Consider the following 24,601-nt stretch of genomic DNA (forward strand, 5'->3'; position numbering starts at 1 on the left):
GCGCTCCCCCCGTCACGGCGAACACCTGTCAGACCCAACCTGATGCCATGCGCTCACAACGAATTCCCCGTCTGCAGCGTATGCGAGGGCAATTGCACCTGCGCCACAGCCATGTTCAAACTCAACTCGAACCGGCTCCCCAACCCCCGGGTCGACTCATGCGCCAACCTCGCCCCCAGCAACTCGCCCATTTGCCGACAGATCGACAAGCCAATCCCCAGCCCGCCATAACGCCGGGTCATCGAACCATCGACCTGGAAGAAGCGCTGATACAAGGTCGACTGGTCCAGGTCATCGAAGCCAATGCCGCTGTCGCTGACAATGAACGTCAACGCCAGGTCGTGCGGCCCTACCCGGCGGCCGCGCACCTGCACCAGCACGCCGCCCTGGTGGGTGAACTTCAGGCCGTTGTCCACCAGGCAACCCAGGCAACGGGCCAGTTTCTGGCCATCGCCCAGCAACCCGTCCGGCAGCTCGGCCGGGATGTCCAGGCTCAGGTAGAGGCCTTTGCCCAACGCCTGCCCGGCATAACCGGCGCGCAAGCCGTGCAGCAGCGAGCGCAGGCTGAACGGCGCCGGCTGCGCGCGCAGGCGGCCGGCCTGCAGTTCGGACAGGGTCAGCAGGGCATCGACCATGTCCATCATGCCCTGCGCCGAGCCCACTGCAGTGCGGTGGTACTGGGCCATTTCGGCCTCCATTGGCAGGGTGTCCATCAGCTCGAGCGAGCCGATCACACCGTTCATCGGCGTGCGCAGCTCATGCGTCACGCTGGCCAGGAACTCATCTTTCAGGCGGTTGCTCCTGGCCAGCTGCAGGTTCAACTGCTCCAGCGTCCGCCCGGCGTCACGCAAGGTCTGCGCCTGCTGCTCGCGCAAGTTGTTGATGCGGTCGGCCAGGGCCAGCGACAGCAAGGCCACCTCCAGCGCCGAACCCAGCTGGCTGGCATACATGGTGATGAACACATTCGGCAGGTAGCCCAACACCATCAGGGTGTTGGCCAGGCCGCCGAGCAGGAATGCCGTCCAGGCAATGATGAACCAGCGCGCCACGCGCAAGCCATGCCACCAGGCGTACAGCCCGGCGCTGAAGATGCTCACGGTGAACAACAGTGCCAGCGCCGTGGCCATGCGCAGGGCCACGCCATAAGGCATGGCGACGGCCAGTACCATGACCAGCGCGCCCCCCAGCATCAGCGCTTGCAGCAGCCGGTCGAAGCCACGGCTGATGCTGGCCAACTGCAGGAAGTGCCGGGCGAACTGGCAGCCGAACAGTCCAGCAGCACCGATGAACAGCGGCGTCGAGGCATTAGCCCACCAGGGGCTGTCAGGCCACAGGTAAGCCACGCCGGCGCCATTCACCGACACCTGGTAAAAGCCGAACGAAGCGATATAGAGGATGTAGTAGAGGTAGCTGACGTCGCGCACGCTGAGGTAGATGAACAGGTTGTACACCAGCATCACCAACAGCACGCCATAGATCATGCCCAGCACGTACAGGCGCGTAGGCTGCGCTTCCAGGTAGGCCTCGGCGGACCATAGCGCCAGCGGCGCCTGCAGCGAGCCCTGGCTGTGCAGGCGCAGGTAGACGGTGGTCACCTGGCCGGGCGGCAGCTGCAGCTCTAACAAGTAGTTGTTCTGCCGGATCTGCCGGCTGTCGTAGGGCAAGGCGTCGCCGGTGCGCCGGGCCAGGCGGTAGCCGCCGCTGCCGTCAGGCAGGTACAGCTCGAGGTGGTCCAACGGCGGATAGGCCAGCTCCAGCAGCCATTGCCGGGCGGCTGCACCAGGTGCAGCCAGGGGGCGCAGTTCGACCTTGAGCCAGAATACCGAGGTGGAATAACCGGCGTTCAGCACCTCTTCGTGGTGAGGGCGAAAGCGCTTGGCAAACTCTGGGGCGGTGACCTGAGCGATGCTGGCGCTGCCAGCGGGGTCTTCATAGACCTGCATCGCCTTGCCCAGCGGAAGATGACCGGTGGCGTCGTCGAAATCGACCGCTCCGGCCAGCAAGGGCAATACCCCCAGAAGCACAATCAGCAAATAGCGCATACAGCCCCAGCATGGCCTGTCCGGTCGAGTCGCGGTTGCCTCCTATCCGTTTGAGACGACCTGATCCGGCAGAACCCGTTTGTCGAGTTATCCGAGCACTCTAGCATAGCTTTGCAACCTGGCAATCGGCCACATCCCTGCACAAAGAAAAGGCTCTAAATCAATGCTTTCAGAACTAAGCAAAAGAAAAAACTGACTGCTTGATCAACAAAACCCATTGGCTGGACGATTCGCCCAAACAGGATTGGTGGTAAGCTCGCCGACCATGAATATCTACAGCTCCCGCCCCGTTGTCCTCTGTCTCTCCGGCCACGACCCCAGTGGCGGCGCCGGCCTGCAGGCAGATATCGAAGCCCTGCTCGCCCAAGGCTGTCACGCCGCACCCGCGGTGACCGCCCTGACCGTGCAGGATACCGTCAACGTTTCCGACTTCCGCGTGCTCGACCGCGAGTGGGTGCTGGCGCAGGCCAACGCCGTGCTGGCCGACTCCACGGTAGCCGCCGTCAAGCTGGGCATGCTCGGCTCGATCGAGATGGTCGACACCGTCGCCGAGCTGCTGGCCGCGCACCCGCACCTGCCGCTGGTGTGCGACCCGGTGCTGCGTGCCGGTGGTGGTGGCCGCCTGGGCAAGGACGAGGTGGGCTACGCCCTGCGCGAACGCCTGTTGCCCCTGGCCACCATCGCCACGCCGAACCTGCCCGAAGCACGCATCCTGGCCGAACTGCCCGAAGGCAGCGCCGATGAGTGTGCGGAAAAACTGCTGCCATTCTGTAGACACCTGCTGATTACCGGCGGTCACGGCGACGAGGACGAAATTCACAACCGTCTTTACAGCCGCGACGGCCAGCGCCACACCTGGACCTGCCAGCGCCTGCCGGGCAGCTACCATGGCTCGGGCTGCACCCTGGCCAGTGCCCTGGCCGGGCGCCTGGCCCTGGGCGAGCAACTGGACAGTGCCGTGCGCAGCGCCCTGGACTACACCTGGCGCACCCTGCGTGACGCCGAGCAACTGGGCAAGGGCCAGTTCGTACCACGCCGTCTGCCGCTGGATTTCTGCTCCTGATACGAGGCCTTCAATGAAGCTACGTGGTCTGTATGCCATCACCGATAGCCAGCTGCTCGCCGGCCGTTTCCTCTCGCATGTCGAAGCGGCACTGGACGGCGGCGTATGCCTGCTGCAGTACCGCGACAAGAGCGACGACGCGGCCCGGCGCCTGCGCGAGGCCGAAGGGCTGATGAAGCTCTGCGAGCGCTACGGCACCCAGCTGATCATCAACGACGACGCCGAACTGGCCGCGCGCCTGGGTGTCGGCGTGCACCTGGGCCAGACCGACGGCCCGTTGACCCCAGCCCGCGCCTTGCTCGGCCGCCAGGCGATCATCGGCTCCACCTGCCACGCCAACCTTGACCTGGCCGCCCAGGCCGCCAAGGAAGGTGCCAGCTACGTGGCCTTCGGCCGCTTCTTCAATTCGGTCACCAAGCCGGGCGCCCCCGCGGCCAGCATCGAACTGCTGGAGCAGGCCCGCGCCCAGGTGAAACTGCCGATCGCGGTGATCGGCGGCATCACCCTCGACAACGCCGCCCCGCTGGTCGCCCATGGTGCCGACCTGCTGGCGGTGATCCACGGCCTGTTCGGTGCCGACAGCGCGCAGGAAGTCACCCGCCGCGCCCGCGCCTTCAATGCCTTGTTCGCATCCTGATTCGAGAGAACCTTCCATGTCCCGTTCCGAAGCCCTGTTCGCCCAAGCCCAGAAGCACATTCCCGGTGGCGTCAACTCGCCGGTCCGCGCTTTCCGGAGCGTTGGCGGCACGCCGCTGTTCTTCAAGCATGCCGAAGGCGCCTACGTCGTTGACGAGGACGACAAGCGCTACGTCGACTACGTTGGCTCCTGGGGCCCGATGATTCTCGGCCACGGCCATCCAGAGGTGCTGGAGTCGGTACGCCAGCAGCTGCAGCACGGCCTGTCCTACGGCGCGCCGACCGCCATGGAAACCGAAATGGCCGACCTGGTCTGCTCGCTGGTGCCGTCCATGGAAATGGTGCGCATGGTCAGCTCGGGCACCGAAGCCACCATGAGCGCCATCCGCCTGGCCCGTGGCTACACCGGCCGTGACGCCATCATCAAGTTCGAGGGCTGCTATCACGGCCACTCCGACAGCCTGCTGGTAAAGGCCGGCTCCGGCCTGCTGACCCAGGGCGTGCCAAGCTCGGCTGGCGTGCCGGCGGACTTCGCCAAGCACACCCTGACCCTGCCGTTCAACGACATCGCCGCCGTCGAGAAGACCCTGGCCGAAGTTGGCCAGACCGTGGCCTGCATCATCGTCGAGCCGGTGGCCGGCAACATGAACTGCGTGCCACCGGCGCCCGGCTTCCTCGAAGGCCTGCGCGAGCAGTGCGACAAGCACGGCGTGGTACTGATCTTCGACGAAGTGATGACCGGCTTCCGTGTTGCCCTGGGCGGTGCCCAGGGCCACTACGGCATCACTCCGGACCTGTCGACCTTCGGCAAGATCGTCGGCGGCGGCATGCCGGTCGGCTGCTTTGGCGGCAAGCGCGAAATCATGGGTTGCATCGCCCCGCTCGGCCCGGTGTACCAGGCCGGTACCCTGTCGGGTAACCCATTGGCCATGGCCGCTGGCCTGACCACCCTCAAGCTGATCAGCCGCCCGGGCTTCCACGCCGAGCTCACCGACTACACCAGCCGCATGCTCGACGGCCTGCAACAGCGCGCCGATGCTGCTGGCGTGCCGTTCGTCACCACCCAGGCCGGTGGCATGTTCGGCCTGTACTTCAGCGGCGCCGACGACATCGTCACCTTCGACGACGTGATGGCCAGCGATGCCGAGCGCTTCAAGCGCTTCTTCCACCTGATGCTCGACGGTGGCGTGTACCTGGCGCCGAGCGCATTCGAGGCGGGCTTCACCTCCATTGCCCATGGCGACAAGGAGCTGCAGATCACCCTGGATGCAGCAGAAAAGGCCTTTGCTGCGCTGAAGTAACTGCCAGCCAGGCCGGCCCCTTCGCGGGCAAACCCGCTGCCACAGGTTATGCGTATACCTGTGGCCGCGGGCCTACCTGCAAAGGCCGATACAGCAAATAAATAACCCTGCACAATCAGCCGACTCCCCAACCAAACAGAAATTCGAGTAAAACTTTGTAAGGTTGGCGCTGCTTATCCCATAATGTGCCACCAGAGACATTGGCCGCAGCTTTGCAGAGGTAAGTCGATCCCCATGAACCGCACCGGCCGCGCCCTGACCCTGGGCTGCCTGTTGCTTCTTCAGCCCCTGCTGGCCCTGGCAGAGGGCGGTAACTCGTTGCTGATTCCGGCGACGGGCCGCTGCACCCTGAATGTGCAGCCTGAAGACCTGGCAAACGCCCTGAAGGCCTGCGAACAGACGGCGAGGGCGGGGGATGCCCAGGCGCAATTCGAACTTGGCGACTACTACTACTCGCAAACCCCGAAAAACCTCGACAAAGCCCTGGACTGGTTGCAGAAGGCCTCGCTGCAAGGGCATGCCGAAGCCCAGTACCGCCTGGGTGCCATGTTCTACCGTGGCGAAGGGGTCAAGGCCAACAATGTGCAGGCCTACATCCTGCTGAAGATGGCTGCGGTCAACGGCGCCGAGGATGCGCTGGACATGGCTGACGAAGTGACCGAGAAAATGCCCCGCGACGAGCTGGAGCATGCCACCCAGGTGCTCGGCCAGATCTTCCGCAAGTACCTGCTGGAACTGCAGAACGCCGAGGGGCGCACGCCGTTCTCGCCACTCCCCTGAGGGTTACTTCTCCGGCATCGGCATGGGGAACGGCATCACGTTGCCACCACCCTTGGCTTCGCTGATCTTGGCGGTGCCCAGGCGCTCCACCTCGTCGATGCGCACGATCGAATGCAGCGGCACGAAACTGCGGATCACCCCGTCGAACTGGCTCTTGAGCTTTTCTTCGCTCGGGTCCACCACCAGCTGCGAGCGCTCGCCGAACACGAACTCCTCGATTTCCAGGAAGCCCCACAGGTCGCTCTGGTAGATCTGCTTGGCATACATCTCGAAGACCTGCCCCTGGTTGAGGAAGATCACTTTATAGATGGCGGGTTCGCGCTTGCTCATGTTCGTCGGGATAACACATGCGTAAGAAAAGGCGGGCATCATACCTGTACCGGCCCCTTCGCGGGCAAGCCCGCTCCCACAGGTATTGCACCCACCTTCGAAGCGGTGCGGTACCTGTGGGAGCGGGCGGGCCCGCGAAGAGGCCGGAACAGGCCGTACATACCGTTGGACGTTTCAGTGCTTTCGCCACTGCCATTCAAGGGTTATTCTTGAGTTCACCTTCATTGCCGTCGAGCGGCTAAAAACGACCTTGAACGCACCCATACAACCCCATCGTTTCATCCTCGAACCTTTCGAGGCCCACCGTTTCGCCAACCTGTGCGGCCAGTTCGACGAGCACTTGCGCCTGATCGAACAGCGCCTGGCCATCGAAATCCGCAACCGCGGCAATCAGTTCGAACTGATCGGCGAACCCAAGACCACCTCTGCCGCCGAGCAACTGCTGCGCCGTCTCTATCGCGAGACCAAGGCCACCGACCTGTCGCCGGAAACCGTGCACCTGTACCTGCAGGAGTCGACTGTCGAGAACATCGACAACCCGGCGGTCAACGAGGTCAGCGTGTCGCTGCGTACGCGCAAGGGCAATATCCGCCCGCGCGGTGTCAACCAGCAGCGCTACGTCAAGGAAATCCTGGCCAACGACATCAACTTCGGCATCGGCCCGGCCGGTACCGGCAAGACCTACCTGGCCGTGGCCTGCGCCGTGGACGCGCTGGAACGCGAACAGGTGCGCCGGATCCTGCTGGTACGCCCGGCGGTCGAGGCAGGCGAAAAGCTCGGCTTCCTGCCCGGCGACCTGGCGCAGAAGATCGACCCGTACCTGCGCCCGCTGTACGACGCCCTGTATGAAATGCTCGGCTTCGAACACGTGGCCAAGCTGATCGAGCGCCAGGTGATCGAGATCGCCCCGCTGGCCTACATGCGTGGCCGCACCCTGAACAACAGCTTCATCATCCTCGACGAAAGCCAGAACACCACCCTTGAGCAGATGAAGATGTTCCTGACCCGTATCGGCTTCGGCTCCACGGCGGTCATCACCGGCGACATCACCCAGGTCGACCTGCCACGTGGCACCAAGTCGGGCCTGGCGCACGTCATCGAAGTGCTGAAGGACGTTCCCGGGATCAGCTTCACCCACTTCCAGCCCAAGGATGTGGTTCGTCACCCACTGGTGCAGCGCATTGTCGAAGCCTACGACCGCTTCGATGCCCGCCAGGCCAAGCCCGAGGCACCTGGCAAAGATGCTTGAACTCGACATTCAACGGGCCACGGATGCCGCCGCCCCGGATGACACCGCCTTCCGCCGGTGGTGCGAACTGGCCCTGCGCCAGCGTAGCGCCGATTCGGAAATGACCATTCGCCTGGTCGATGAAGCCGAGGGGCGTGAGCTGAACCACACCTACCGGCACAAGGACTACGCGACCAACGTGCTGTCGTTCCCGGCCGACGTGCCCGATGACCTGCTCGATATCCCCCTGCTGGGCGACCTGGTGATCTGCGTACCGGTGGTCGAGCGCGAAGCGGCCGAACAGGGCAAGGCGCTCGAAGCGCACTGGGCGCACCTGGTTATCCATGGCTGCCTGCACCTGCTCGGCTACGACCACATCGAGGATGAGGAAGCCGAGGAAATGGAAGGCCTGGAACGGGAATTGCTGGCAGAACTGGGTCACCCCGACCCTTACGCCGATGATGAAACCGACTCAATCACACACTGATACACGAAGGATCACGAGAACCGCCATGAGCGAAGATCGATCGAGCAACGGGCAGAAGTCCTGGCTGGGTAAACTGACCCAGGCTTTTGCCCATGAGCCGAAAAACCGCCAGGAGCTCCTCGAGCTGCTGCGCGAAGCGCACCAGAACAAACTGCTGGACAGCGAAGCACTGACCATCGTCGAAGGCGCCATCCAGGTCGCCGACCTGCAGGTGCGCGACATCATGGTGCCGCGCTCGCAGATGATCAGCATCAAGGCCAGCCAGTCGCCACGCGAGTTCCTGCCGGCGGTGATCGACGCCGCGCACTCGCGCTACCCGGTGATCGGCGAAAGCCACGACGATGTGCTGGGGATCCTGCTCGCCAAGGACCTGCTGCCGCTGATCCTCAAGGAAAACGGCGACAGCTTCAACATCAAGGACCTGCTGCGCCCGGCCACCTTCGTGCCCGAGTCCAAGCGCCTGAACGTGCTGCTGCGCGAATTCCGCGCCAACCACAACCACATGGCCATCGTCATCGACGAGTACGGCGGCGTGGCCGGCCTGGTCACCATCGAAGACGTGCTGGAACAGATCGTCGGTGACATCGAGGACGAGCACGACGTCGAGGAAGACAGCTACATCAAGCCGCTGCCAAGCGGTGACTTCCTGATCAAGGCACTGACCCCGATCGAGAACTTCAACGAATTCTTCGACAGCGAGTTCTCCGATGACGAATTCGACACGGTGGGCGGCCTGGTGATGAGCGCCTTCGGCCACCTGCCCAAGCGCAACGAAACCACCGAGATCGGCCCCTACAAGTTCCGTATTCTCAACGCCGACAGCCGGCGGATACACTTGCTGCGCCTGACACCGATCACCCGTTAAGGACGAACATGCGTTGGATCACCCGCCCCGGCTGGCCCGGTAACCTGCTGGCCCTGGCGGCTGGCGCTTCCACCCTCCTGGCCCTGGCGCCATTCAACATCTGGCCGCTGGCCTTGTTGTCCATCGCCGTGCTCTACCTTGGCCTGCGCGAGCTCAGCCCGCGTCAGGCCATGTGGCGTGGCTGGTGGTTCGGCTTCGGCCTGTATGGCGCTGGCACCTGGTGGATCTACGTCAGCATGAACACCTACGGCGGCGCCTCGCCGTTGCTGGCGATCCTGCTGCTGCTGGCGTTCTTCGCCGCCCTGGCCTGGTTCTTCGCCCTGCCCACCTGGCTGTGGGCACGCTGGTTGCGGCGCAACGAAGCGCCGCTGGCCGACGCCCTGTGCTTCGCCGCCCTGTGGCTGCTGCAAGAGGCCTTCCGCGGCTGGTTCCTGACCGGTTTCCCCTGGCTCTACGCTGGCTACAGCCAGCTGGACGGCCCGCTGGCCGGCCTGGCCCCGCTGGGCGGCGTCTGGCTGATCTCCTTCACCCTGGCCCTGAGTGCCGCCCTGCTGTGCAACCTGCACCGCCTGCGCGCGCGCCCCGCCTTCCTGGGGGTCGCCTGCCTGCTGTTGCTCGCGCCATGGCTACTGGGCCTGGCGCTCAAGGGCCATGCCTGGACCAAACCGGCAGGCGACCCGTTGAAGGTTGCGGCCATTCAGGGCAACGTCGAGCAGGAACTGAAATGGGACCCGGCACACATCGACGCGCAACTGGCGCTGTACCGTGACCTGAGCTTCAGCTCCCGGCCGGTGGACCTGTTGGTGTGGCCGGAAACCGCCGTACCGGTGCTCAAGGACCAGGCCCAGGGTTATATCGACGTGATGGGGCGCTTCGCCGCCGGGCGAAATTCGGCGCTGATCACCGGTGTGCCGGTGCGCGAAGTGGTGCACCACCAACGACGCTACTACAACGGCATCACTGTCACCGGTGAGGGCGACGGCACCTACCTCAAGCAGAAGCTGGTGCCGTTTGGCGAATACGTGCCGCTGCAGGACATGCTGCGAGGCCTGATCGAGTTCTTCAACCTGCCGATGTCGGACTTCGCCCGCGGCCCGGAAGACCAGCCGCTGCTGCAGGCAAAGGGCTATCACATTGCGCCTTACATCTGCTATGAGGTGGTCTATCCCGAGTTCGCCGCCAGCCTGGCTGCTCGCAGCGACCTGCTGCTGACGATCAGCAACGACACCTGGTTCGGCACCTCGATCGGCCCGTTGCAACACCTGCAGATGGCACAGATGCGGGCGCTGGAGGCCGGGCGCTGGATGATCCGCGCCACCAACAATGGTGTGACCGCGCTGATCGACCCGTTTGGCCGCATTACCACGCAGATTCCACAGTTCCAGCAGGCGGTGCTGTATGGCGAGGTAGTGCCGATGCAGCAACTGACGCCGTACCTGCAATGGCGCTCGTGGCCGCTGGCGATCGTCTGCGCATTGCTGCTGGGTTGGGCGTTGCTGGCGGGGCGCATTGCCAAGACCGTTTGAGTTTTCCTGTACTGGCCTCTTCGCGGGTGAACCCGCTCCCACAGGGACCGCACAAGCCCATGGCCTGCGGTGTACCTGTGGGAGCGGGTTCACCCGCGAAGAGGCCGGCACAGGCAACACAAGGCTCAGTAGAACAGCCGATACCCCACCAGCCCCACCCCTTCATTGAGCAACTGCCCGCTCTGCCACAGCGCCCGGCTTTCCGGCAGCAACCCGGCAAACGGCCGCGCATGATCACGCCCGAGGAACCCGACCGGCGCCGGCACCACCTCGAACCCCGCCTGCTCGAAACTCCAGCGCGAGCGCTGCATGTGCCACGCCTGGGTGACCACGACCACCCGGCGAATCCCCAACGGCTGCAGCACCTTGGCAGACAGCTGGGCGTTCTCCCAGGTGGTACGACTGGCCTCCTCCCGCCATTTCACCTCGACGCCGAAATCTTCACGCAGGCAGTCCGCCATCAACTGCGCCTCGCTCGGTGGCGAGCCATAGTGCAAGCCACCACTGGTCAGCACCGGCAGGCCCGAGGCCTTGGCCAGCCGTGCGGCAAAGCGCATGCGCTCCAGGGCGGTGGCCGTGGGCTGGTCGCTGCCGCCCCAGGCCGGGTCACCGCGTTCACGCCCTGCTCCCAGTACCACGATGGCATCTGCCCGGCTTGCCAGGCCCGCCCAGTCGGTCACGGCCAGCGGCGGCTCCGTTTCCAGAACACGTGCCGTTTGCTGCATCACCAGCGGCAAGCTCATCAACCACAGGCCTGCCAGGCCCACGGCAAAGCACAGCGCGGCCAGCCGCGGCCGCCGCGCGCGCAGCCACCATGCCGCCAACAGCAGCAGGAACAGGATGCCCGGCGGCATCAACCATTGCTTGATGAAGAATCGCAAAGCCATCGGCCACACCTCCTGGTCAGGCGTGCAGCCTAGAAGGATCGACGCCGGCCAACAAGATTGCAGCCGGCGCCGATCATGAGATGTGCAAGTTTTTGAGAACCGGCGCGCTATAGCCTGCGCCTGGCGTCCTGAACGGCTAGCGATGCGGCAGCGTCCTGGATCTCGCCGAACTGGCGGGGCGTTTCTTGTCCTTGAGCCAGATGATCTTGGCCGATGTCGGCTCCGCTTGTGGGTAACTGCCGACACAGGCATTGTGGCGCTCCGGGAGGGAATCCAGGTAGGCCTTGATCAGTTCGAACTCCGCATGGCTCAGGCCACGCAACTCCAGTTCAGCTGGCATCTCGTCGCGCAATCGCACCGAAGTCCTGGCCACTTCCAGTGCCAGGCCAAGCCGGTCGATCAGGCGTTCGTATAGCTCCGGTTTGATTGCGGGTAGCTGCGTCTCTCCCATCCGTTCACCTCATTGAAGATAAGAATATCTCCCCCCACACCTGAGCTTAGCGTTGTTGCGAAAAGCAGCCGCGTGCCGCGACCAGCGGGCATAAGCAACGAAGGTTTCCCACGATGCGCGGCGCTGCTGTATGCTACGGCGTTCACTCTAAATGAAGCCGGAGTGCCGGACGCAGCGAGGTTCCGCTGCCTGGAACAAGGTCTCTTTCCTCTCAGCAAAAAGTAGCCATGCACGAACAATACACGCCCCGTGATATCGAAGCCGCCGCCCAGAAGTTCTGGGACGAGCAACAATCGTTCGCTGTTACCGAACAGCCAGGCAAGGACACCTACTACTGCCTGTCGATGTTCCCGTACCCGAGCGGCAAGCTACACATGGGCCACGTGCGCAACTACACCATCGGTGACGTGATTGCCCGCTACCAGCGCATGCTGGGCAAGAACGTGCTGCAGCCGATGGGCTGGGACGCTTTCGGCATGCCCGCGGAAAACGCGGCGATGAAGAACAACGTCGCCCCGGCCAAGTGGACGTACGAAAACATCGACTACATGAAGACCCAGCTCAAGAGCCTGGGCCTGGCCATCGACTGGGCACGCGAAGTGACCACCTGCAAACCTGACTACTACCGTTGGGAGCAGTGGCTGTTCACCCGCCTGTTCGAAAAAGGCATCATCTACCGCAAGAACGGCACCGTGAACTGGGACCCGGCGGACCAGACCGTACTGGCCAACGAGCAGGTCATCGATGGCCGTGGCTGGCGTTCGGGCGCGCTGATCGAAAAGCGCGAAATCCCGATGTACTATTTCCGCATCACCGACTACGCCGACGAGCTGCTGGAAAGCCTCGACGAGCTGCCGGGCTGGCCCGAGCAGGTCAAGACCATGCAGCGCAACTGGATCGGCAAGTCGCGCGGCATGGAAGTGCAGTTCCCGTACGACCAGGCCAGCATTGGCCACGCAGGTACCCTCAAGGTCTTCACCACCCGCCCCGACACGCTGATGGGCGCCACCTACGTCGCGGTCGCCGCCGAGCACCCGCTGGCTACCCAGGCGGCCCAGGGCAACCCGGCGCTGCAGGCGTTCATCGACGAATGCAAGAGCGGCAGCGTTGCCGAAGCCGACATGGCCACCCAGGAGAAGAAGGGCATGGCCACTTCCCTGCTGGTCGAACACCCGCTGACCGGCGAGAAGCTGCCGGTGTGGGTCGCCAACTACGTGCTGATGCACTACGGTGATGGCGCTGTAATGGCCGTGCCGGCCCACGACGAGCGCGACTTCGAGTTCGCCCACAAGTACAACCTGCCGGTCAAGGCGGTGGTGCGCACCAGCGCGGGTGAGGAAGTCGGCAGCGAATGGCTGGCCGCCTATGGCGAGCATGGCCAACTGATCAACTCCGGCGAGTTCGACGGCCTGGACTTCGCCGGTGCCTTCGACGCCATCGAAGCGGCCCTGATCCGCAAGGAACTGGGCAAGTCGCGGACCCAGTTCCGCCTGCGCGACTGGGGTATCAGCCGCCAGCGCTACTGGGGCTGCCCGATCCCGATCATCCATTGCCCGTCGTGCGGCGACGTACCGGTGCCGGAAGACCAGCTGCCGGTCACCCTGCCGGAGAACGTAGTACCGGATGGCGCCGGTTCGCCACTGGCACGCATGCCGGAATTCTACGAATGCAGCTGCCCGAAATGTGGCGCCGCAGCCAAGCGCGAAACCGACACCATGGACACCTTCGTCGAGTCGTCCTGGTACTTCGCCCGCTACGCCTCGCCGAACTACGAAGGTGGCATGGTCGACCCGAAAGCGGCAAACCACTGGCTGCCGGTCGACCAGTACATCGGTGGTATCGAGCACGCCATCCTGCACCTGCTGTACGCACGCTTCTTCCACAAGCTGATGCGTGACGAAGGCCTGGTCACCTCGAACGAGCCGTTCAAGAACCTGCTGACCCAGGGCATGGTGGTCGCCGAAACCTACTACCGCGTGGCCAGCAACGGCGGCAAGGACTGGTTCAACCCGGCCGATGTCGAGGTCGAGCGCGATGCCAAGGCCAAGATCATTGGCGCCCGCCTGAAAACCGACGGCCTACCGGTGGAAATCGGCGGTACCGAAAAAATGTCGAAGTCGAAGAACAACGGCGTCGACCCGCAATCGATGATCGACCAGTACGGCGCCGACACCTGCCGCCTGTTCATGATGTTCGCCTCGCCACCCGACATGAGCCTGGAATGGTCCGACTCCGGCGTCGAGGGTGCCAGCCGCTTCCTGCGTCGCGTCTGGCGCCTGGCCCAGGCCCACGTCGCCCAGGGCCTGCCGGGCAAGCTGGACGTCGCCGCCCTGGACGACGCGCAGAAGGTCATCCGCCGCGCCATCCACGCTGCCATCAAGCAGGCCAGCACCGATGTCGGCCAGTACCACAAGTTCAACACCGCCATCGCCCAAGTGATGACCGTGATGAACGTACTGGAAAAGGCCCCGCAGGCCACCGAACAGGACCGCGCCCTGCTGCACGAAGGCCTCGAAGCCGTCACCCTGCTGCTGGCCCCGATCACCCCGCACATCTCCCACGAGCTGTGGCAACAGCTGGGTCACCAGCAGGCCGTCATCGACGCCAGCTGGCCAGCCGTCGACGAAGCGGCCCTGGTACAGGACACCGTCACCCTGGTGGTGCAGGTCAACGGCAAGCTGCGTGGCCAGGTGGAAATGCCGGCCGCCGCCAGCCGTGAAGAAATCGAAGCGGCTGCGCGCAGCAACGAGAACGTCCTGCGCTTCATCGATGGCCTGACCATCCGCAAGGTCATCGTGGTACCGGGCAAGCTGGTCAACATCGTCGCCAACTGATGGCAACGCCCGCCCGCAGCCACTGCGGGCGGGCGGAACAGGCCCACAAGGGAGCAACAACATGATCAAACGCAATTTGCTGGTAATTGGCCTGGCGGTCATGCTCAGCGCCTGCGGTTTCCAGCTGCGCGGCACCGGTTCCACCGAACTGAGCGTGAAGGAAATGGACGTCAGCGCGCGCAACGCCTACGGCCCGACCGTGGTCCAGCTGCGTGAAACGCTGGAGCGCAGCGGCGTCAACGTGCACGCCGGCGCACCGTATCGCCTGGTGCTGACCAACGAGCAGGAGCGCGAGCGCTCGGCGACCTACAACAGCGGCAACCGTACCGCCGAGTACGAGCTGACCACCGTGCTGAACTACAGCATCCAGGGCCTGAACAACCTGGAGCTGATGAGCGACAAGCTGGAAGTGCGCAAGATCTACGTGCGCGACGGCTCGAACATCACCGGCTCCGAAGAGGAAGCCAACCGCGCCCGTGAAGAAATGCGCCGTGACCTGGTCAATGCGATGATGGTTCGCTTGCAGATGCTGACCCCGTCGCAGCTGGACGAGCTGCAGCGTCAAGCCGACGAACGCGCCAAGGCCGAAGCCGCCGCGCTGGAGGCCGCCCGCCGCCAGCAGGCCGAAACGCCTCAGCAATCGCCACTGGAAGTACCGGGCAACTAAGCCCGAGCGGGGTACCCTCGGGTGCCCCGCCTGCTCACCATGAAGCTCGCCCCCGCCCAACTCAACAAACACCTGCAAGGTGCGCTGGCTCCGGTCTACGTGGTTAGCGGTGACGATCCGCTGCTGTGCCAGGAAGCCGCCGACGCCATCCGCAGCGCCGCGCGCCAGCAGGGGTTCGACGAGCGCCAGGTGTTCAGCGCCGACGCCAACTTCGACTGGGGCACCCTGCTCCAGGCTGGTGCCAGCCTGTCGCTGTTCGCCCAGCGGCGCCTGCTGGAACTGCGGCTGCCCTCCGGCAAGCCCGGTGACAAGGGCGCTGCCGCGCTGATGGAATACTGCGCCAAGCCCGCCGAGGACACCCTGCTGCTGGTCAGCCTGCCCAAGCTCGACGGCAGCGCACAGAAGACCAAGTGGGGCAGGGCGCTGATAGAAGGTCCCCATTGCCAGTTCATCCAGATCTGGCCGGTGGACGTACACCAGCTGCCACAGTGGATCAACCAGCGCCTGCAGCAGGCCGGCCTGTCGGCACAGCGGGACGCCGTCGACCTGATCGCCGCACGTGTCGAAGGCAACCTGTTGGCAGCTGCGCAAGAGATCGAAAAGCTCAAGTTGCTGGCCGAAGGCAACCAGATCACCGTAGAGACCGTGCAGGCCGCCGTCGCCGACAGCGCCCGCTTCGATGTCTTCGGCCTGGTCGATGCCATTCTCAATGGCGAAGCCGCGCATGCCCTGCGCATGCTCGAGGGCTTGCGCGGTGAAGGCGTGGAGCCCCCGGTGATTCTCTGGGCCCTGGCACGTGAGCTGCGTCAGCTGGCCGGGCTGGCCCAGCAATTCAGCCAGGGCGTACCGCTGGACAAGGCTTTCAGCCAGGCCCGTCCACCGATCTGGGACAAACGCCGGCCACTGGTCAGCAAGGCCTTGCAGCGCTTGTCGGCACAACGCTGGGCGCAGTTGCTGCAGGATGCCCAGCGTATTGATGCGCAGATCAAGGGGCAGGCTGAAGGCTCGCCGTGGACCGGCCTGGCGCGCTTGTCGCTGCTGATGGCTGGTCAGCGGCTGGCACTCCCGCCCGAGTAACTGGTGCCGCTGTGAGAGCGGGCGTGCCCGCGAATCAGGCGATGCGGTGGATGGCACCGGCTTCGCCGGTGTTCGCGGGCACGCCCGCTCCCACAGGGCTGCAAGGTAGCCCCCTGCATCTCGACGATATACACAATCAATTGGCCCCCAGCTGCCCAGGGCCCTACAGTGCGCCGCGAAAACCACCAAACCGGGGAACCCCGCCATGAGCAAACAGCCGAAAAAGCACGGCCCCAACAAGGCCAAGTCCATCGTCGCCCAGCCCCTGTTCCGCTGCCGGCAGGAACGACCCAACAAGGGCAAAGGCAGCTACCGCCGCGAAGCCTTCCAATCGAGAGATTGGGAGGCTTCGTACTTTTTGGCCGCATGAAAGCATCGAAAGCGCAGGCATGATATGGTCGTCACCTGACCTGCAATTCTGGATCTGTGCATGCTTCTCAGTCTTCTCCCCCGCTGGAAAACCCGTCAGTTGCTCGCGGCCTCCAGTTTCATCCTGCTCGTGGCCTGCGCAGAAAAGCCCACCGCCGCCGATGCCCTGCCGCTGGCTCCCGCCCAGCCAGCCCCGGTGGTAACCCTGCCCGGCACCACGCCCGACGTCAGCACTGAAATCCAGCCTCTGCAAACCTTCGCGCAATGGCAGGCCGGTTTCCGCCAGCAAGCCCTGCAAGCCGGTATTTCGCCGGATACCTTCGACCGCGCATTCCTCGGTATCACCCCTGACATGGACGTGATCAAGGCCGACCGTAGCCAGCCGGAATTCACCCGCCCGGTGTGGGAATACCTCGAAGGCGCCCTGTCACCGTTGCGTGTGCGCAATGGCAAGAAGCTGCTGGAACAGCATGCAGACTTGCTTACGCTCATCGAGCAGCGCTATGGCGTCGACCGCCAGGTGCTGGTTGCCGTGTGGGGCATGGAAAGCAACTTCGGCCAGTTCCAGGGCAACAAGTCGGTCATCCGCTCGCTGGCTACCCTGGCCTATGAAGGCCGTCGTCCGCAATTTGCCCAGGACCAGCTGATCGCCGCGCTGCAGATCATCCAGCATGGCGACATCCAGCCTGAGGCAATGCGTGGCTCGTGGGCCGGGGCCATGGGCCAGACCCAGTTCATCCCGACCACCTATAACACCCATGCGGTGGACTTCGACGGTGACGGCCGCCGTGACATCTGGAACAGCACCCCGGATGCCCTGGCTTCGACCGCGCATTACCTGCAGAGCTCGGGCTGGAAGCGTGGCCAGCCTTGGGGCTTCGAGGTACAGGTGCCAGCAGGCTTCGATTACTGGCAAGCCGATGGCGCACTGCGCAAGCCGGTGAGCGAGTGGTTGGCGCAGGGCGTGAAACTGCCTGCGGGCACTCAGCTGCCGGTGGGCAGCAACCAGCTGTCTGCCGCCCTGCTACTGCCAGCGGGCGCGCGTGGCCCGGCGTTCCTGGTGCTGGACAACTTCCGCGCCATCCTCAAGTACAACAACTCGTCGTCCTATGCACTGGCGGTAAGCCTGCTGGGGGACCGCTTCACTGGCTGGGGTTTCATCGCCGGCAGCTGGCCGAAGGAAGACCTGCCGCTCAGCCGCAGCGAGCGCATGGAGCTGCAGAACCTGCTGAACAGCAATGGGCATGAGGCGGGGAACCCTGACGGCATCATTGGCGCCAACACCCGCAAGGCGATCCGTAATGCCCAGCAGGGGCTGGGCTGGCCGGCCGATGGCTACCCGACCCACAAGCTGCTTGAGAGCCTGCGCCAGCAGTGAGGGTCCTGGGGCCGCCATGCGGCCCTTTCGCGACACAGGCCGCTGCAACAGGGACCGCATAATCCCGATGATTGTCGATCGTTTGTAGGAGCGGCCTGGTGTCGCGCTGGGCTGCAAAGCAGCCCCGGCGATCTCAAGCCCTGAACAGATCCTGCTCCAGCACCAATGTTTGCTCAACACTATCCAGCCGCACCCTGGCCCCCAGCGGCAAGCACACATTCGGATCACAATGGCCACTTCGCCAACCGGCCAGCACCGGCACGCCCAGCGGCCCGAAGATGTCCTGCAGCAACGGCGTCAGCGCCACCGTGGTAATCCCGGCAAAATCCCCCACCAGCACGCCCGCGATCCCCTCCAGCTTGCCCGCCAGGCGCAGCTGGGTCAGCAGGCGGTCTACCCGGTACAGCGGCTCGTTGACGTCCTCGATGAACAGGATGCAACCCTTGGTATCCAACTCGGCAATCGTCCCCAAGGTCGCCCCCAGCATCGACAGGTTGCCACCTAGTAGCGGCCCGCTGGCCACACCCGGCTGTACACAGGTCAAAGCGTAGCCGGCCGGGTGCGCGATTGGCTCGCCGCTGCGCACCTGCCCACCCAGCTGCGCCAGCAGCGAAGCCTCGGTCGGTTGCTGCTTGGCACCCAACAGGTCTGCATTGAGCATTCCGCCATGGAAGGTGACCAGCCCGGTCCTGCGGTAAATGGCCGTGTGCAGCGCGGTGATGTCGCTGTAGCCGATCAGCGGCTTGGGGTTGTGCCGGATCAGCTCGAAATCGAGCCGGTCGAGCAGGCGCATGCTGCCATACCCCCCACGCATGCACAGGATGGCGTCGATCGCCGGGTCGGCGAAAGCATCATGCAGGTCTTGCAAGCGCTGCTGGTCTGCGCCTGCCAGGTATCCTTGCGCCTGCAGAGCTCCCGGGTAGATCCGGCAACGGTAGCCACGCTCGGCAAACCACCGGGTGGCCTTCTGGGTATCCAGCCGGGCCGGGCCGGCGGGCGCGACGATGGCAAAGCAGGCGTCGTGCGCCAACGCCATCGGCAGGCAAGGTTCGGTACGCTCAAGGCAATTCACATGCAACTCCTTGCAGGTCCTGGGGGCCCGATTCTGCCGCTGCGGAGCGACCTCGACCAGCAGGAAACCCCATCAACAAAAATGCCGATGGCGCCTTTCGGCGCGCATCGGCATGTGTGGCCCAACCTTTGATCAGAGCTTGATCTTGGCCTCGTGGGCCTGTTGGTCAGCGTGGTAGGAAGAACGCACCAGCGGCCCGGAAGCGACGTTCTTGAAGCCCATCTTGTAACCTTCCTCGGCGAACCAGGCGAAGGTGTCCGGGTGGACGAAACGCTGCACCGGCAGGTGGCTGCGCGATGGCTGCAGGTACTGGCCGAGGGTGAGCATGTCGATGTCATGCTCGCGCATGCGCTGCATCACCTCGATCACTTCGTCGTCGGTCTCGCCCAGACCCAGCATCAGGCCCGACTTGGTCGGAACGTGCGGCACCAGCTGCTTGAACTTCTGCAGCAGGTCCAGCGACCAGTCGTAGTCCGACCCCGGACGCGCGGCCTTGTACAGGCGCGGTACGGTCTCGAGGTTGTGGTTGAACACATCCGGCGGCTCTTGCGCGGTAATTTCCAGCGCAATGTCCATGCGGCCACGGTAGTCCGGCACCAGGGTTTCCAGTTGCACGCCTGGCGACAGCGCACGAATTTCACGGATGCAGTCAGCGAAGTGCTGGGCCCCGCCGTCGCGCAGGTCGTCGCGGTCGACCGAGGTGATCACCACGTACTTCAGGCGCAGGTCGGCGATGGCGATCGCCAGGTTCTTCGGTTCATCCAGGTCCAGCGGCTTCGGCCGGCCATGACCCACGTCGCAGAACGGGCAGCGGCGGGTGCAGATGTCACCCATGATCATGAAGGTCGCGGTACCACCGGAGAAGCACTCGCCCAGGTTCGGGCATGACGCCTCTTCGCACACGCTGTGCAGCTTGTGCTTGCGCAGCAGTTGCTTGATGCGGTCTACCTCGGGCGAAACCGGGATACGCACGCGGATCCAGTCGGGCTTCTTCGGCAGCTCGTCGGTGGGGATGATCTTCACCGGGATGCGCGCCACCTTCTCGGCACCACGCAACTTGACCCCGGCTTCCACTTTCTTCGGCGCTGGGCGCTGGGTGGCATCCTGGGTAGGTATCAGGTTCGGCACGGCTTCTTGCACAGTTGTCATATCAGTCGATTCCGCCCGTAAGGGTCGTCTGCTCAGCGTAGTCGAGGTGCTTGACCAGCTGTCCGCGCAGCCTTGTCCTGACCTCGTCGAGTTCGATAGGACCTGCCAGGTCGCGCAGCTGGGTCATCGCCAGCCCCGCATAGCCGCAGGGGTTGATTCGGCGGAATGGCGCAAGGTCCATGTCCACGTTCAGGGCAAGGCCGTGGAACGAACGGCCATTGCGGATTCGCAGGCCGAGGGAGGCGATTTTCGCTCCATCGACATAGACGCCCGGGGCATCGGGCTTGGCCGCAGCCTGGACATCATAACTGGCGAGCAGGTCGATGAGGGTCTGCTCGATACGGCTGACCAGCTCACGCACGCCAAACCCTAGCCGACGCACATCCAGCAGCAGGTAGGCCACCAGTTGCCCGGGGCCATGGTAGGTTACCTGGCCACCGCGGTCGGTCTGTACCACCGGGATGTCACCCGGTACCAACAGGTGCTCGGCCTTGCCGGCCTGGCCCTGGGTGAAGACAGCGGGGTGCTCGACCAGCCAGACTTCATCCTGGCTGTCCGGGCTGCGTTGCTCGGTGAAGCGTCGCATGGCCTCCAGCACCGGTTCATAGGGCTGCAGGCCAAGCTCGCGAAAACCGAGGCAGGCGGACATCAGAGCACCATTTTCACGATGCCGGTAGCGCGCAGGGCGCTATTGATATCGTGCAGCTGGTTCTCGCTTTCGGCAACGATGTGCAACTGCACGGTGGTGTACTTGCCTTCCTTGCTCTGGCGCTCGGCCAGCGTGGCAAGGTCGACCTTGGCGTGCTTGCTGAGAATCTCGATCACCGTATCGCGGAAACCGACCACGGTATCGCCGATGACCTTGATCGGGTAATCGTCGCAGGGGAATTCGATCTTGTGCGACTTGACGTCTGGTTCGCTCATGGCGGAAACGGCCTCGTAAGCCGTGGCAACAACAACGCCCCCGCAGGATACGCGGGGGCATGCAGGTCACGTATCAGTTGAACAACCCGTAGAAGAATAGACGGATGCTATCCCACATACGGCGGAAGAAACCACCTTCCTCGACGCCGTCAAGGGCGATCAGGTCGGCGCTGTGAACCACTTTCTCGTCCAGTTTGACTTCCACTTTGCCGATCACGTCACCTTTGGCAATCGGTGCAGTGAGTTGCGGGTTCATGGTCATCGAAGCCTGAAGGCGTTTCAATTGGCCTTTAGGCATGGTCATGGTCAGGTCTTCGGCCAGGCCGGCTTTCACTTCGCCAGTGGCTCCTTTCCAGACCGGTGCCTTGGTCAGCTCGGTACCCTTCTGGTAGAAAGTCTGGGTTTCGAAGAAGCGGAAGCCATAGGTCAGCAGCTTCTGGGTCTCGGCTGCGCGCGACTGCTCGCTGTTGGTGCCGAACACCACGGCGATCAGGCGCTGGCCGTCGCGAACGGCGGAAGCCACCATGCAGTAGCCGGCTTCGTCGGTGTGGCCGGTCTTCAGGCCGTCGACGGTCTTGTCACGCCACAGCAGCAGGTTGCGGTTCGGCTGCTTGATGTTGTTCCAGAAGAATTCCTTCTGCGAATAGATGGCGTAGTGGGCCGGGTCGACATTGATGATCGCGCGGGCCAGGGTCGCCATGTCATGGGCCGACGAGTAGTGGTCCGGATGCGGCAGACCGGTCGGGTTCATGAAGTGGCTGTTGCTCATGCCCAGGTCGGCGGCAGTCTTGTTCATCATGTCGGCGAAGGCATCTTCGCTGCCGGCGATGTGCTCGGCCAGGGCGACCGAGGCGTCGTTGCCGGACTGGATGATGATGCCGTGCAGCAGGTCGCTGACGGTCACCTGGCTGCCCACCTTGATGAACATGCGCGAACCGCCGGTACGCCAGGCGTTCTCGCTGACGGTTACCGGGTCGTTTTCACCGATCTGGCCGCGGCGGATGTCGAGGGTGGCGATGTAGGCGGTCATCAGCTTGGTCAGGCTGGCTGGCGGCAGGCGCTCGTCACCGTTGTTCTCGACCAGCACGTTGCCGCTGGACGCGTCCATGAGTACGTAGGACTTGGCTGCCAGTTGCGGTGGCGCCGGCGTCATCTGCTCAGCCGCGAAGGCGGCCGGCGTGATCATCAGCAGTACGGGCAGGCAAAGTCGTTTGGCAAGGTTGGTGATGTTCATCCGTCTCTCGAAAATCGCTAATGGTCTGAATTTCCCTGGGCAAGATCATGTGCCCAGCGCCAGTCAGTCTAGTTTTGTGGCCATAGGCCTGGCCCGGCAAAATGCGGCGTTATGTCGCTGCGGGCAAAAGCCGACATTGTACATGCCTGCGCCCGGCAATTCATGACAAAACCGACAGTTTGGTGTTGCCTTCTTCGCGGGCACGCCCGCTCCCACAGGGTTTCGCATGCCCCTGTGGGAGCGGGCGTGCCCGCGAAAAAGGCAACGCGGTCAGTCAGCTGTGACCAGCTTGGCCTGCCCCAGGTTCGCCAGGCGGATGCTGTCCTGCGCCTGCTGGATCTCGCCCTGGCTGCTGATCGGCCCCAGGCGCACGCGGTGCAAGGTTTGCTGGTTACGCACGATCGAGCTGATGAATACCGGCGCGCTGACCATGCTGCTGAGCTTGGAACGCAGCAGTTCGGCGGCGTCCGGGTTGGCGAAGGCGCCCACCTGCAGGAAGCTGCCGCCACTGTTGCTGGCCGGCACGTTGTTGCCGCCAACCTGCACCGGCACCACAGGCGCTGCGTGCTGTTGCGGCGGTGGCGTCCATTGCTCGACGCGCCCGGTACTGGCCGGGATCGCCTGGGTCTGGGCCACTTGCGGCTCCTTCAGCACCATCGGCGGCGTCTGGCCACGCTGGGCCCACCATTGCTGCGGGTCGATGCCCTCGACGCGCACATGCGCGGTACCGATTTCAGCGTAACCGAGCTTCTTCGCCGCGGCATAGGACAGGTCGATGATGCGATCGGAGTAGAACGGCCCACGGTCGTTGACCCGCAGGATCACGCTGCGGCCGTTGGCCAGGTTGGTCACCCGCACATAGGCTGGCAGCGGCAAGGTCTTGTGCGCCGCACTCATGCCGTACAGGTCGTACAGCTCGCCGTTGGCGGTGTTCTGCCCGTGGAACTTGGTGCCATACCACGACGCAGTCCCCTCGGCGCGGTAGTTGCGCGCATCCTGCATCGGGTAGTAGGTCTTGCCCAGTACCGTGTACGGGTTGGCCTTGTAGTTGCCGGTGTGCACGGTCGGCGTGGCATCGGGGATCTTGCTCACATCCACGTCCCACCACGGCGCGCCGTCCTTGTGCGCCCGGTTGATATCCAGGCCCGGCTGGGTGCGCACCACGTTGCCGCTACCTTGCTGGGTTGGGCGGCTGGAAGAGCAGCTGGCCAGCAGCACGCCAACGGCGAGGCAGGTCAGCAGCTTGAAAGTATTGGCAGAGATGATTGCGCGCATTAGTTGACGCCCCGTGCTTGAACCAGCTGTTCCGAAAGCTGATGCACCGCCATGGCATACATCACGCTGCGGTTGTAGCGAGTGATCGCGTAGAAGTTCTTCAGGCCCATCCAGTATTCGGGGCCATTGTCGCCCTCAAGACGGAAGGCGGTAACCGGCAGATCATCGCGCAGGGAATCATGAACCGACCAGCCAAGCGCGCGCAACTCCCCTACCGTCTTTACCGGCTCGATGCCGGTGGTCAGGCCCTCGTCGGCCCGCTCGCCATCCACCCAGGCGCGGCTGACCACACCTTCACCGGCCACCCACCCGTGGCGCTTGAAGTAGCTGGCGACACTGCCGATGGCATCGTCCGGGTTGTTCCAGATATTGATGTGGCCGTCGCCATCGAAGTCCACCGCAAAGTTGCGGAAGCTGCTCGGCATGAACTGCGGCAAGCCCATCGCGCCGGCGTAGGAGCCCTTGAGGGTCAATGGGTCGAGCTGCTCTTCGCGAGACAGCAGCAGGAACTCGCGCAGCTCCTTGCGGAAGAAGTCGGCCCGCGGCGGATAGTCGAAGCTCAGCGTCGACAGCGCGTCTATCACCCGGTAGTTGCCGGTGTTGCGGCCAAAGAAGGTTTCCACGCCAATGATGGCGACGATGTACTGTGCCGGTACGCCATATTCCTGCTCGGCCCGGGCCAGCGCCGCCTCGTGCTGGCGCCAGAAATCCACACCGCGGGCGATGCGCGCGTCGGTGATGAACATCGGCCGGTAGTCCTTCCACGGTTTTACCCGTTCGGCCGGGCGCGAAATGGCGTCGAGGATCGACTGCTTGCGTTGCACCTCGGCGAACACGCCCATCAGCTGTTCAGGGGCAAAACCGTAGTCGCGGCTCATTTCGCCAACGAACTGGGCCACCTGCGGCGAGTCCCGGTAGTCGCCGGCATGGGCCAGCTGTACAGCGCCGAACAGGCCCACCGCGCCGACCCACGGCGCACAACGGGCAGCCCAGTTACGCACTGCTTGCATGAAATTGTTCACCTTA

General features: G+C 64.1%; 24 protein-coding genes. 13 read left to right on the forward strand and 11 right to left on the reverse strand.

What is annotated here, in order from left to right:
• Positions 1-53: 53 nt before the first annotated feature.
• On the reverse strand, positions 54-2,042 hold the full coding sequence (locus JKP78_RS06165) for a sensor histidine kinase (protein WP_186686605.1): 1,989 nt from the start codon (positions 2,040-2,042) through the stop codon (positions 54-56).
• Positions 2,043-2,307: 265 nt separating this feature from the next.
• Between JKP78_RS06165 and JKP78_RS06170 the strand changes: the two genes are divergently transcribed.
• From JKP78_RS06170 to JKP78_RS06185, 4 genes are all read left to right on the forward strand, one after another.
• Positions 2,308-3,105 carry a hydroxymethylpyrimidine/phosphomethylpyrimidine kinase gene (locus JKP78_RS06170; protein ID WP_186686602.1) on the forward strand — a complete coding sequence of 266 codons (798 nt, stop codon included), beginning with the start codon at positions 2,308-2,310 and terminating at the stop codon, positions 3,103-3,105.
• 13 nt (positions 3,106-3,118) lie between these two features.
• Complete coding sequence (gene thiE, locus JKP78_RS06175) at positions 3,119-3,742, forward strand: thiamine phosphate synthase (protein WP_170032850.1); 624 nt, start codon at positions 3,119-3,121, stop codon at positions 3,740-3,742.
• 16 nt (positions 3,743-3,758) lie between these two features.
• Positions 3,759-5,042, forward strand: a complete 1,284-nt coding sequence (hemL, locus tag JKP78_RS06180; RefSeq protein ID WP_170032852.1) for a glutamate-1-semialdehyde 2,1-aminomutase — start codon at positions 3,759-3,761, stop codon at positions 5,040-5,042.
• Between the two features lie 234 nt (positions 5,043-5,276).
• Positions 5,277-5,822: a tetratricopeptide repeat protein gene (locus tag JKP78_RS06185; protein ID WP_200626260.1), complete on the forward strand. Its 546-nt coding sequence runs from the start codon at positions 5,277-5,279 to the stop codon at positions 5,820-5,822.
• 3 nt (positions 5,823-5,825) lie between these two features.
• Here JKP78_RS06185 and JKP78_RS06190 read toward each other — a convergent pair whose 3' ends face one another.
• Positions 5,826-6,152, reverse strand: a complete 327-nt coding sequence (locus JKP78_RS06190; RefSeq protein ID WP_170032856.1) for a DUF1820 family protein — start codon at positions 6,150-6,152, stop codon at positions 5,826-5,828.
• Positions 6,153-6,402: 250 nt separating this feature from the next.
• Between JKP78_RS06190 and JKP78_RS06195 the strand changes: the two genes are divergently transcribed.
• The 4 genes from JKP78_RS06195 to lnt are packed head-to-tail and all read left to right on the forward strand — an operon-like array spanning position 6,403 to position 10,258.
• Positions 6,403-7,401: a PhoH family protein gene (locus tag JKP78_RS06195; RefSeq protein WP_170032858.1), complete on the forward strand. Its 999-nt coding sequence runs from the start codon at positions 6,403-6,405 to the stop codon at positions 7,399-7,401.
• Positions 7,394-7,867 carry an rRNA maturation RNase YbeY gene (gene ybeY / locus JKP78_RS06200; protein ID WP_170032859.1) on the forward strand — a complete coding sequence of 158 codons (474 nt, stop codon included), beginning with the start codon at positions 7,394-7,396 and terminating at the stop codon, positions 7,865-7,867. The genes JKP78_RS06195 and ybeY overlap by 8 nt, the downstream gene beginning before the upstream one ends.
• A gap of 25 nt (positions 7,868-7,892) precedes the next feature.
• Entirely contained in the window at positions 7,893-8,732 is an 840-nt protein-coding gene (locus JKP78_RS06205; RefSeq protein ID WP_186686596.1) for an HlyC/CorC family transporter, read from the forward strand.
• An 8-nt stretch (positions 8,733-8,740) separates the two neighbouring features.
• On the forward strand, positions 8,741-10,258 hold the full coding sequence (gene lnt, locus JKP78_RS06210; RefSeq protein ID WP_186686594.1) for an apolipoprotein N-acyltransferase: 1,518 nt from the start codon (positions 8,741-8,743) through the stop codon (positions 10,256-10,258).
• Between the two features lie 125 nt (positions 10,259-10,383).
• Here lnt and JKP78_RS06215 read toward each other — a convergent pair whose 3' ends face one another.
• Positions 10,384-11,145, reverse strand: coding sequence for a YdcF family protein (locus JKP78_RS06215; protein WP_170032863.1), 762 nt, complete (start codon positions 11,143-11,145; stop codon positions 10,384-10,386).
• Positions 11,146-11,281: 136 nt separating this feature from the next.
• The gene (locus JKP78_RS06220) at positions 11,282-11,596 is read right to left on the reverse strand and encodes a hypothetical protein (protein ID WP_170032865.1); all 315 of its coding nucleotides are present in this window, start codon (positions 11,594-11,596) and stop codon (positions 11,282-11,284) included.
• A gap of 227 nt (positions 11,597-11,823) precedes the next feature.
• On the opposite strand from JKP78_RS06220, the gene leuS reads away from it, so the two are divergent.
• From leuS to JKP78_RS06245, 5 genes are all read left to right on the forward strand, one after another.
• On the forward strand, positions 11,824-14,430 hold the full coding sequence (gene leuS / locus JKP78_RS06225; RefSeq protein ID WP_186686589.1) for a leucine--tRNA ligase: 2,607 nt from the start codon (positions 11,824-11,826) through the stop codon (positions 14,428-14,430).
• A gap of 61 nt (positions 14,431-14,491) precedes the next feature.
• The gene (locus tag JKP78_RS06230; protein WP_170032868.1) at positions 14,492-15,097 is read left to right on the forward strand and encodes an LPS-assembly lipoprotein LptE; all 606 of its coding nucleotides are present in this window, start codon (positions 14,492-14,494) and stop codon (positions 15,095-15,097) included.
• Between the two features lie 39 nt (positions 15,098-15,136).
• Positions 15,137-16,174 (forward strand): DNA polymerase III subunit delta, encoded by a 1,038-nt coding sequence (holA, locus tag JKP78_RS06235; RefSeq protein WP_200626605.1) that lies wholly within the window; start codon positions 15,137-15,139, stop codon positions 16,172-16,174.
• Positions 16,175-16,379: 205 nt separating this feature from the next.
• On the forward strand, positions 16,380-16,544 hold the full coding sequence (gene arfA / locus JKP78_RS06240) for an alternative ribosome rescue factor ArfA (RefSeq protein ID WP_170032870.1): 165 nt from the start codon (positions 16,380-16,382) through the stop codon (positions 16,542-16,544).
• Between the two features lie 60 nt (positions 16,545-16,604).
• Entirely contained in the window at positions 16,605-17,921 is a 1,317-nt protein-coding gene (locus JKP78_RS06245) for a lytic murein transglycosylase (RefSeq protein ID WP_186686587.1), read from the forward strand.
• Between the two features lie 133 nt (positions 17,922-18,054).
• Here JKP78_RS06245 and JKP78_RS06250 read toward each other — a convergent pair whose 3' ends face one another.
• The 7 genes from JKP78_RS06250 to mltB form a co-directional block, all read right to left on the reverse strand.
• Positions 18,055-18,957 (reverse strand): LD-carboxypeptidase, encoded by a 903-nt coding sequence (locus JKP78_RS06250; protein WP_200626606.1) that lies wholly within the window; start codon positions 18,955-18,957, stop codon positions 18,055-18,057.
• Between the two features lie 168 nt (positions 18,958-19,125).
• Entirely contained in the window at positions 19,126-20,142 is a 1,017-nt protein-coding gene (gene lipA / locus JKP78_RS06255; RefSeq protein ID WP_225931904.1) for a lipoyl synthase, read from the reverse strand.
• A gap of 1 nt (position 20,143) precedes the next feature.
• The gene (gene lipB, locus JKP78_RS06260; RefSeq protein ID WP_013974352.1) at positions 20,144-20,791 is read right to left on the reverse strand and encodes a lipoyl(octanoyl) transferase LipB; all 648 of its coding nucleotides are present in this window, start codon (positions 20,789-20,791) and stop codon (positions 20,144-20,146) included.
• Positions 20,791-21,066 carry a DUF493 domain-containing protein gene (locus JKP78_RS06265; protein ID WP_186686585.1) on the reverse strand — a complete coding sequence of 92 codons (276 nt, stop codon included), beginning with the start codon at positions 21,064-21,066 and terminating at the stop codon, positions 20,791-20,793. The genes lipB and JKP78_RS06265 overlap by 1 nt, the downstream gene beginning before the upstream one ends.
• A 73-nt stretch (positions 21,067-21,139) precedes the next feature.
• Positions 21,140-22,300 carry a D-alanyl-D-alanine carboxypeptidase family protein gene (locus tag JKP78_RS06270; RefSeq protein WP_186672699.1) on the reverse strand — a complete coding sequence of 387 codons (1,161 nt, stop codon included), beginning with the start codon at positions 22,298-22,300 and terminating at the stop codon, positions 21,140-21,142.
• A 270-nt stretch (positions 22,301-22,570) separates the two neighbouring features.
• Positions 22,571-23,575 (reverse strand): septal ring lytic transglycosylase RlpA family protein, encoded by a 1,005-nt coding sequence (locus JKP78_RS06275; RefSeq protein WP_186686582.1) that lies wholly within the window; start codon positions 23,573-23,575, stop codon positions 22,571-22,573.
• On the reverse strand, positions 23,575-24,585 hold the full coding sequence (mltB, locus tag JKP78_RS06280; protein ID WP_170032882.1) for a lytic murein transglycosylase B: 1,011 nt from the start codon (positions 24,583-24,585) through the stop codon (positions 23,575-23,577). Before mltB ends, JKP78_RS06275 begins: the two co-directional genes overlap by 1 nt.
• Between the last annotated feature and the right edge of the window lie 16 nt (positions 24,586-24,601).

The sequence above is a fragment of the Pseudomonas sp. LAM2023 genome (assembly GCF_016620375.1).
Taxonomy (GTDB): Bacteria; Pseudomonadota; Gammaproteobacteria; order Pseudomonadales; family Pseudomonadaceae; genus Aquipseudomonas; species Aquipseudomonas anuradhapurensis.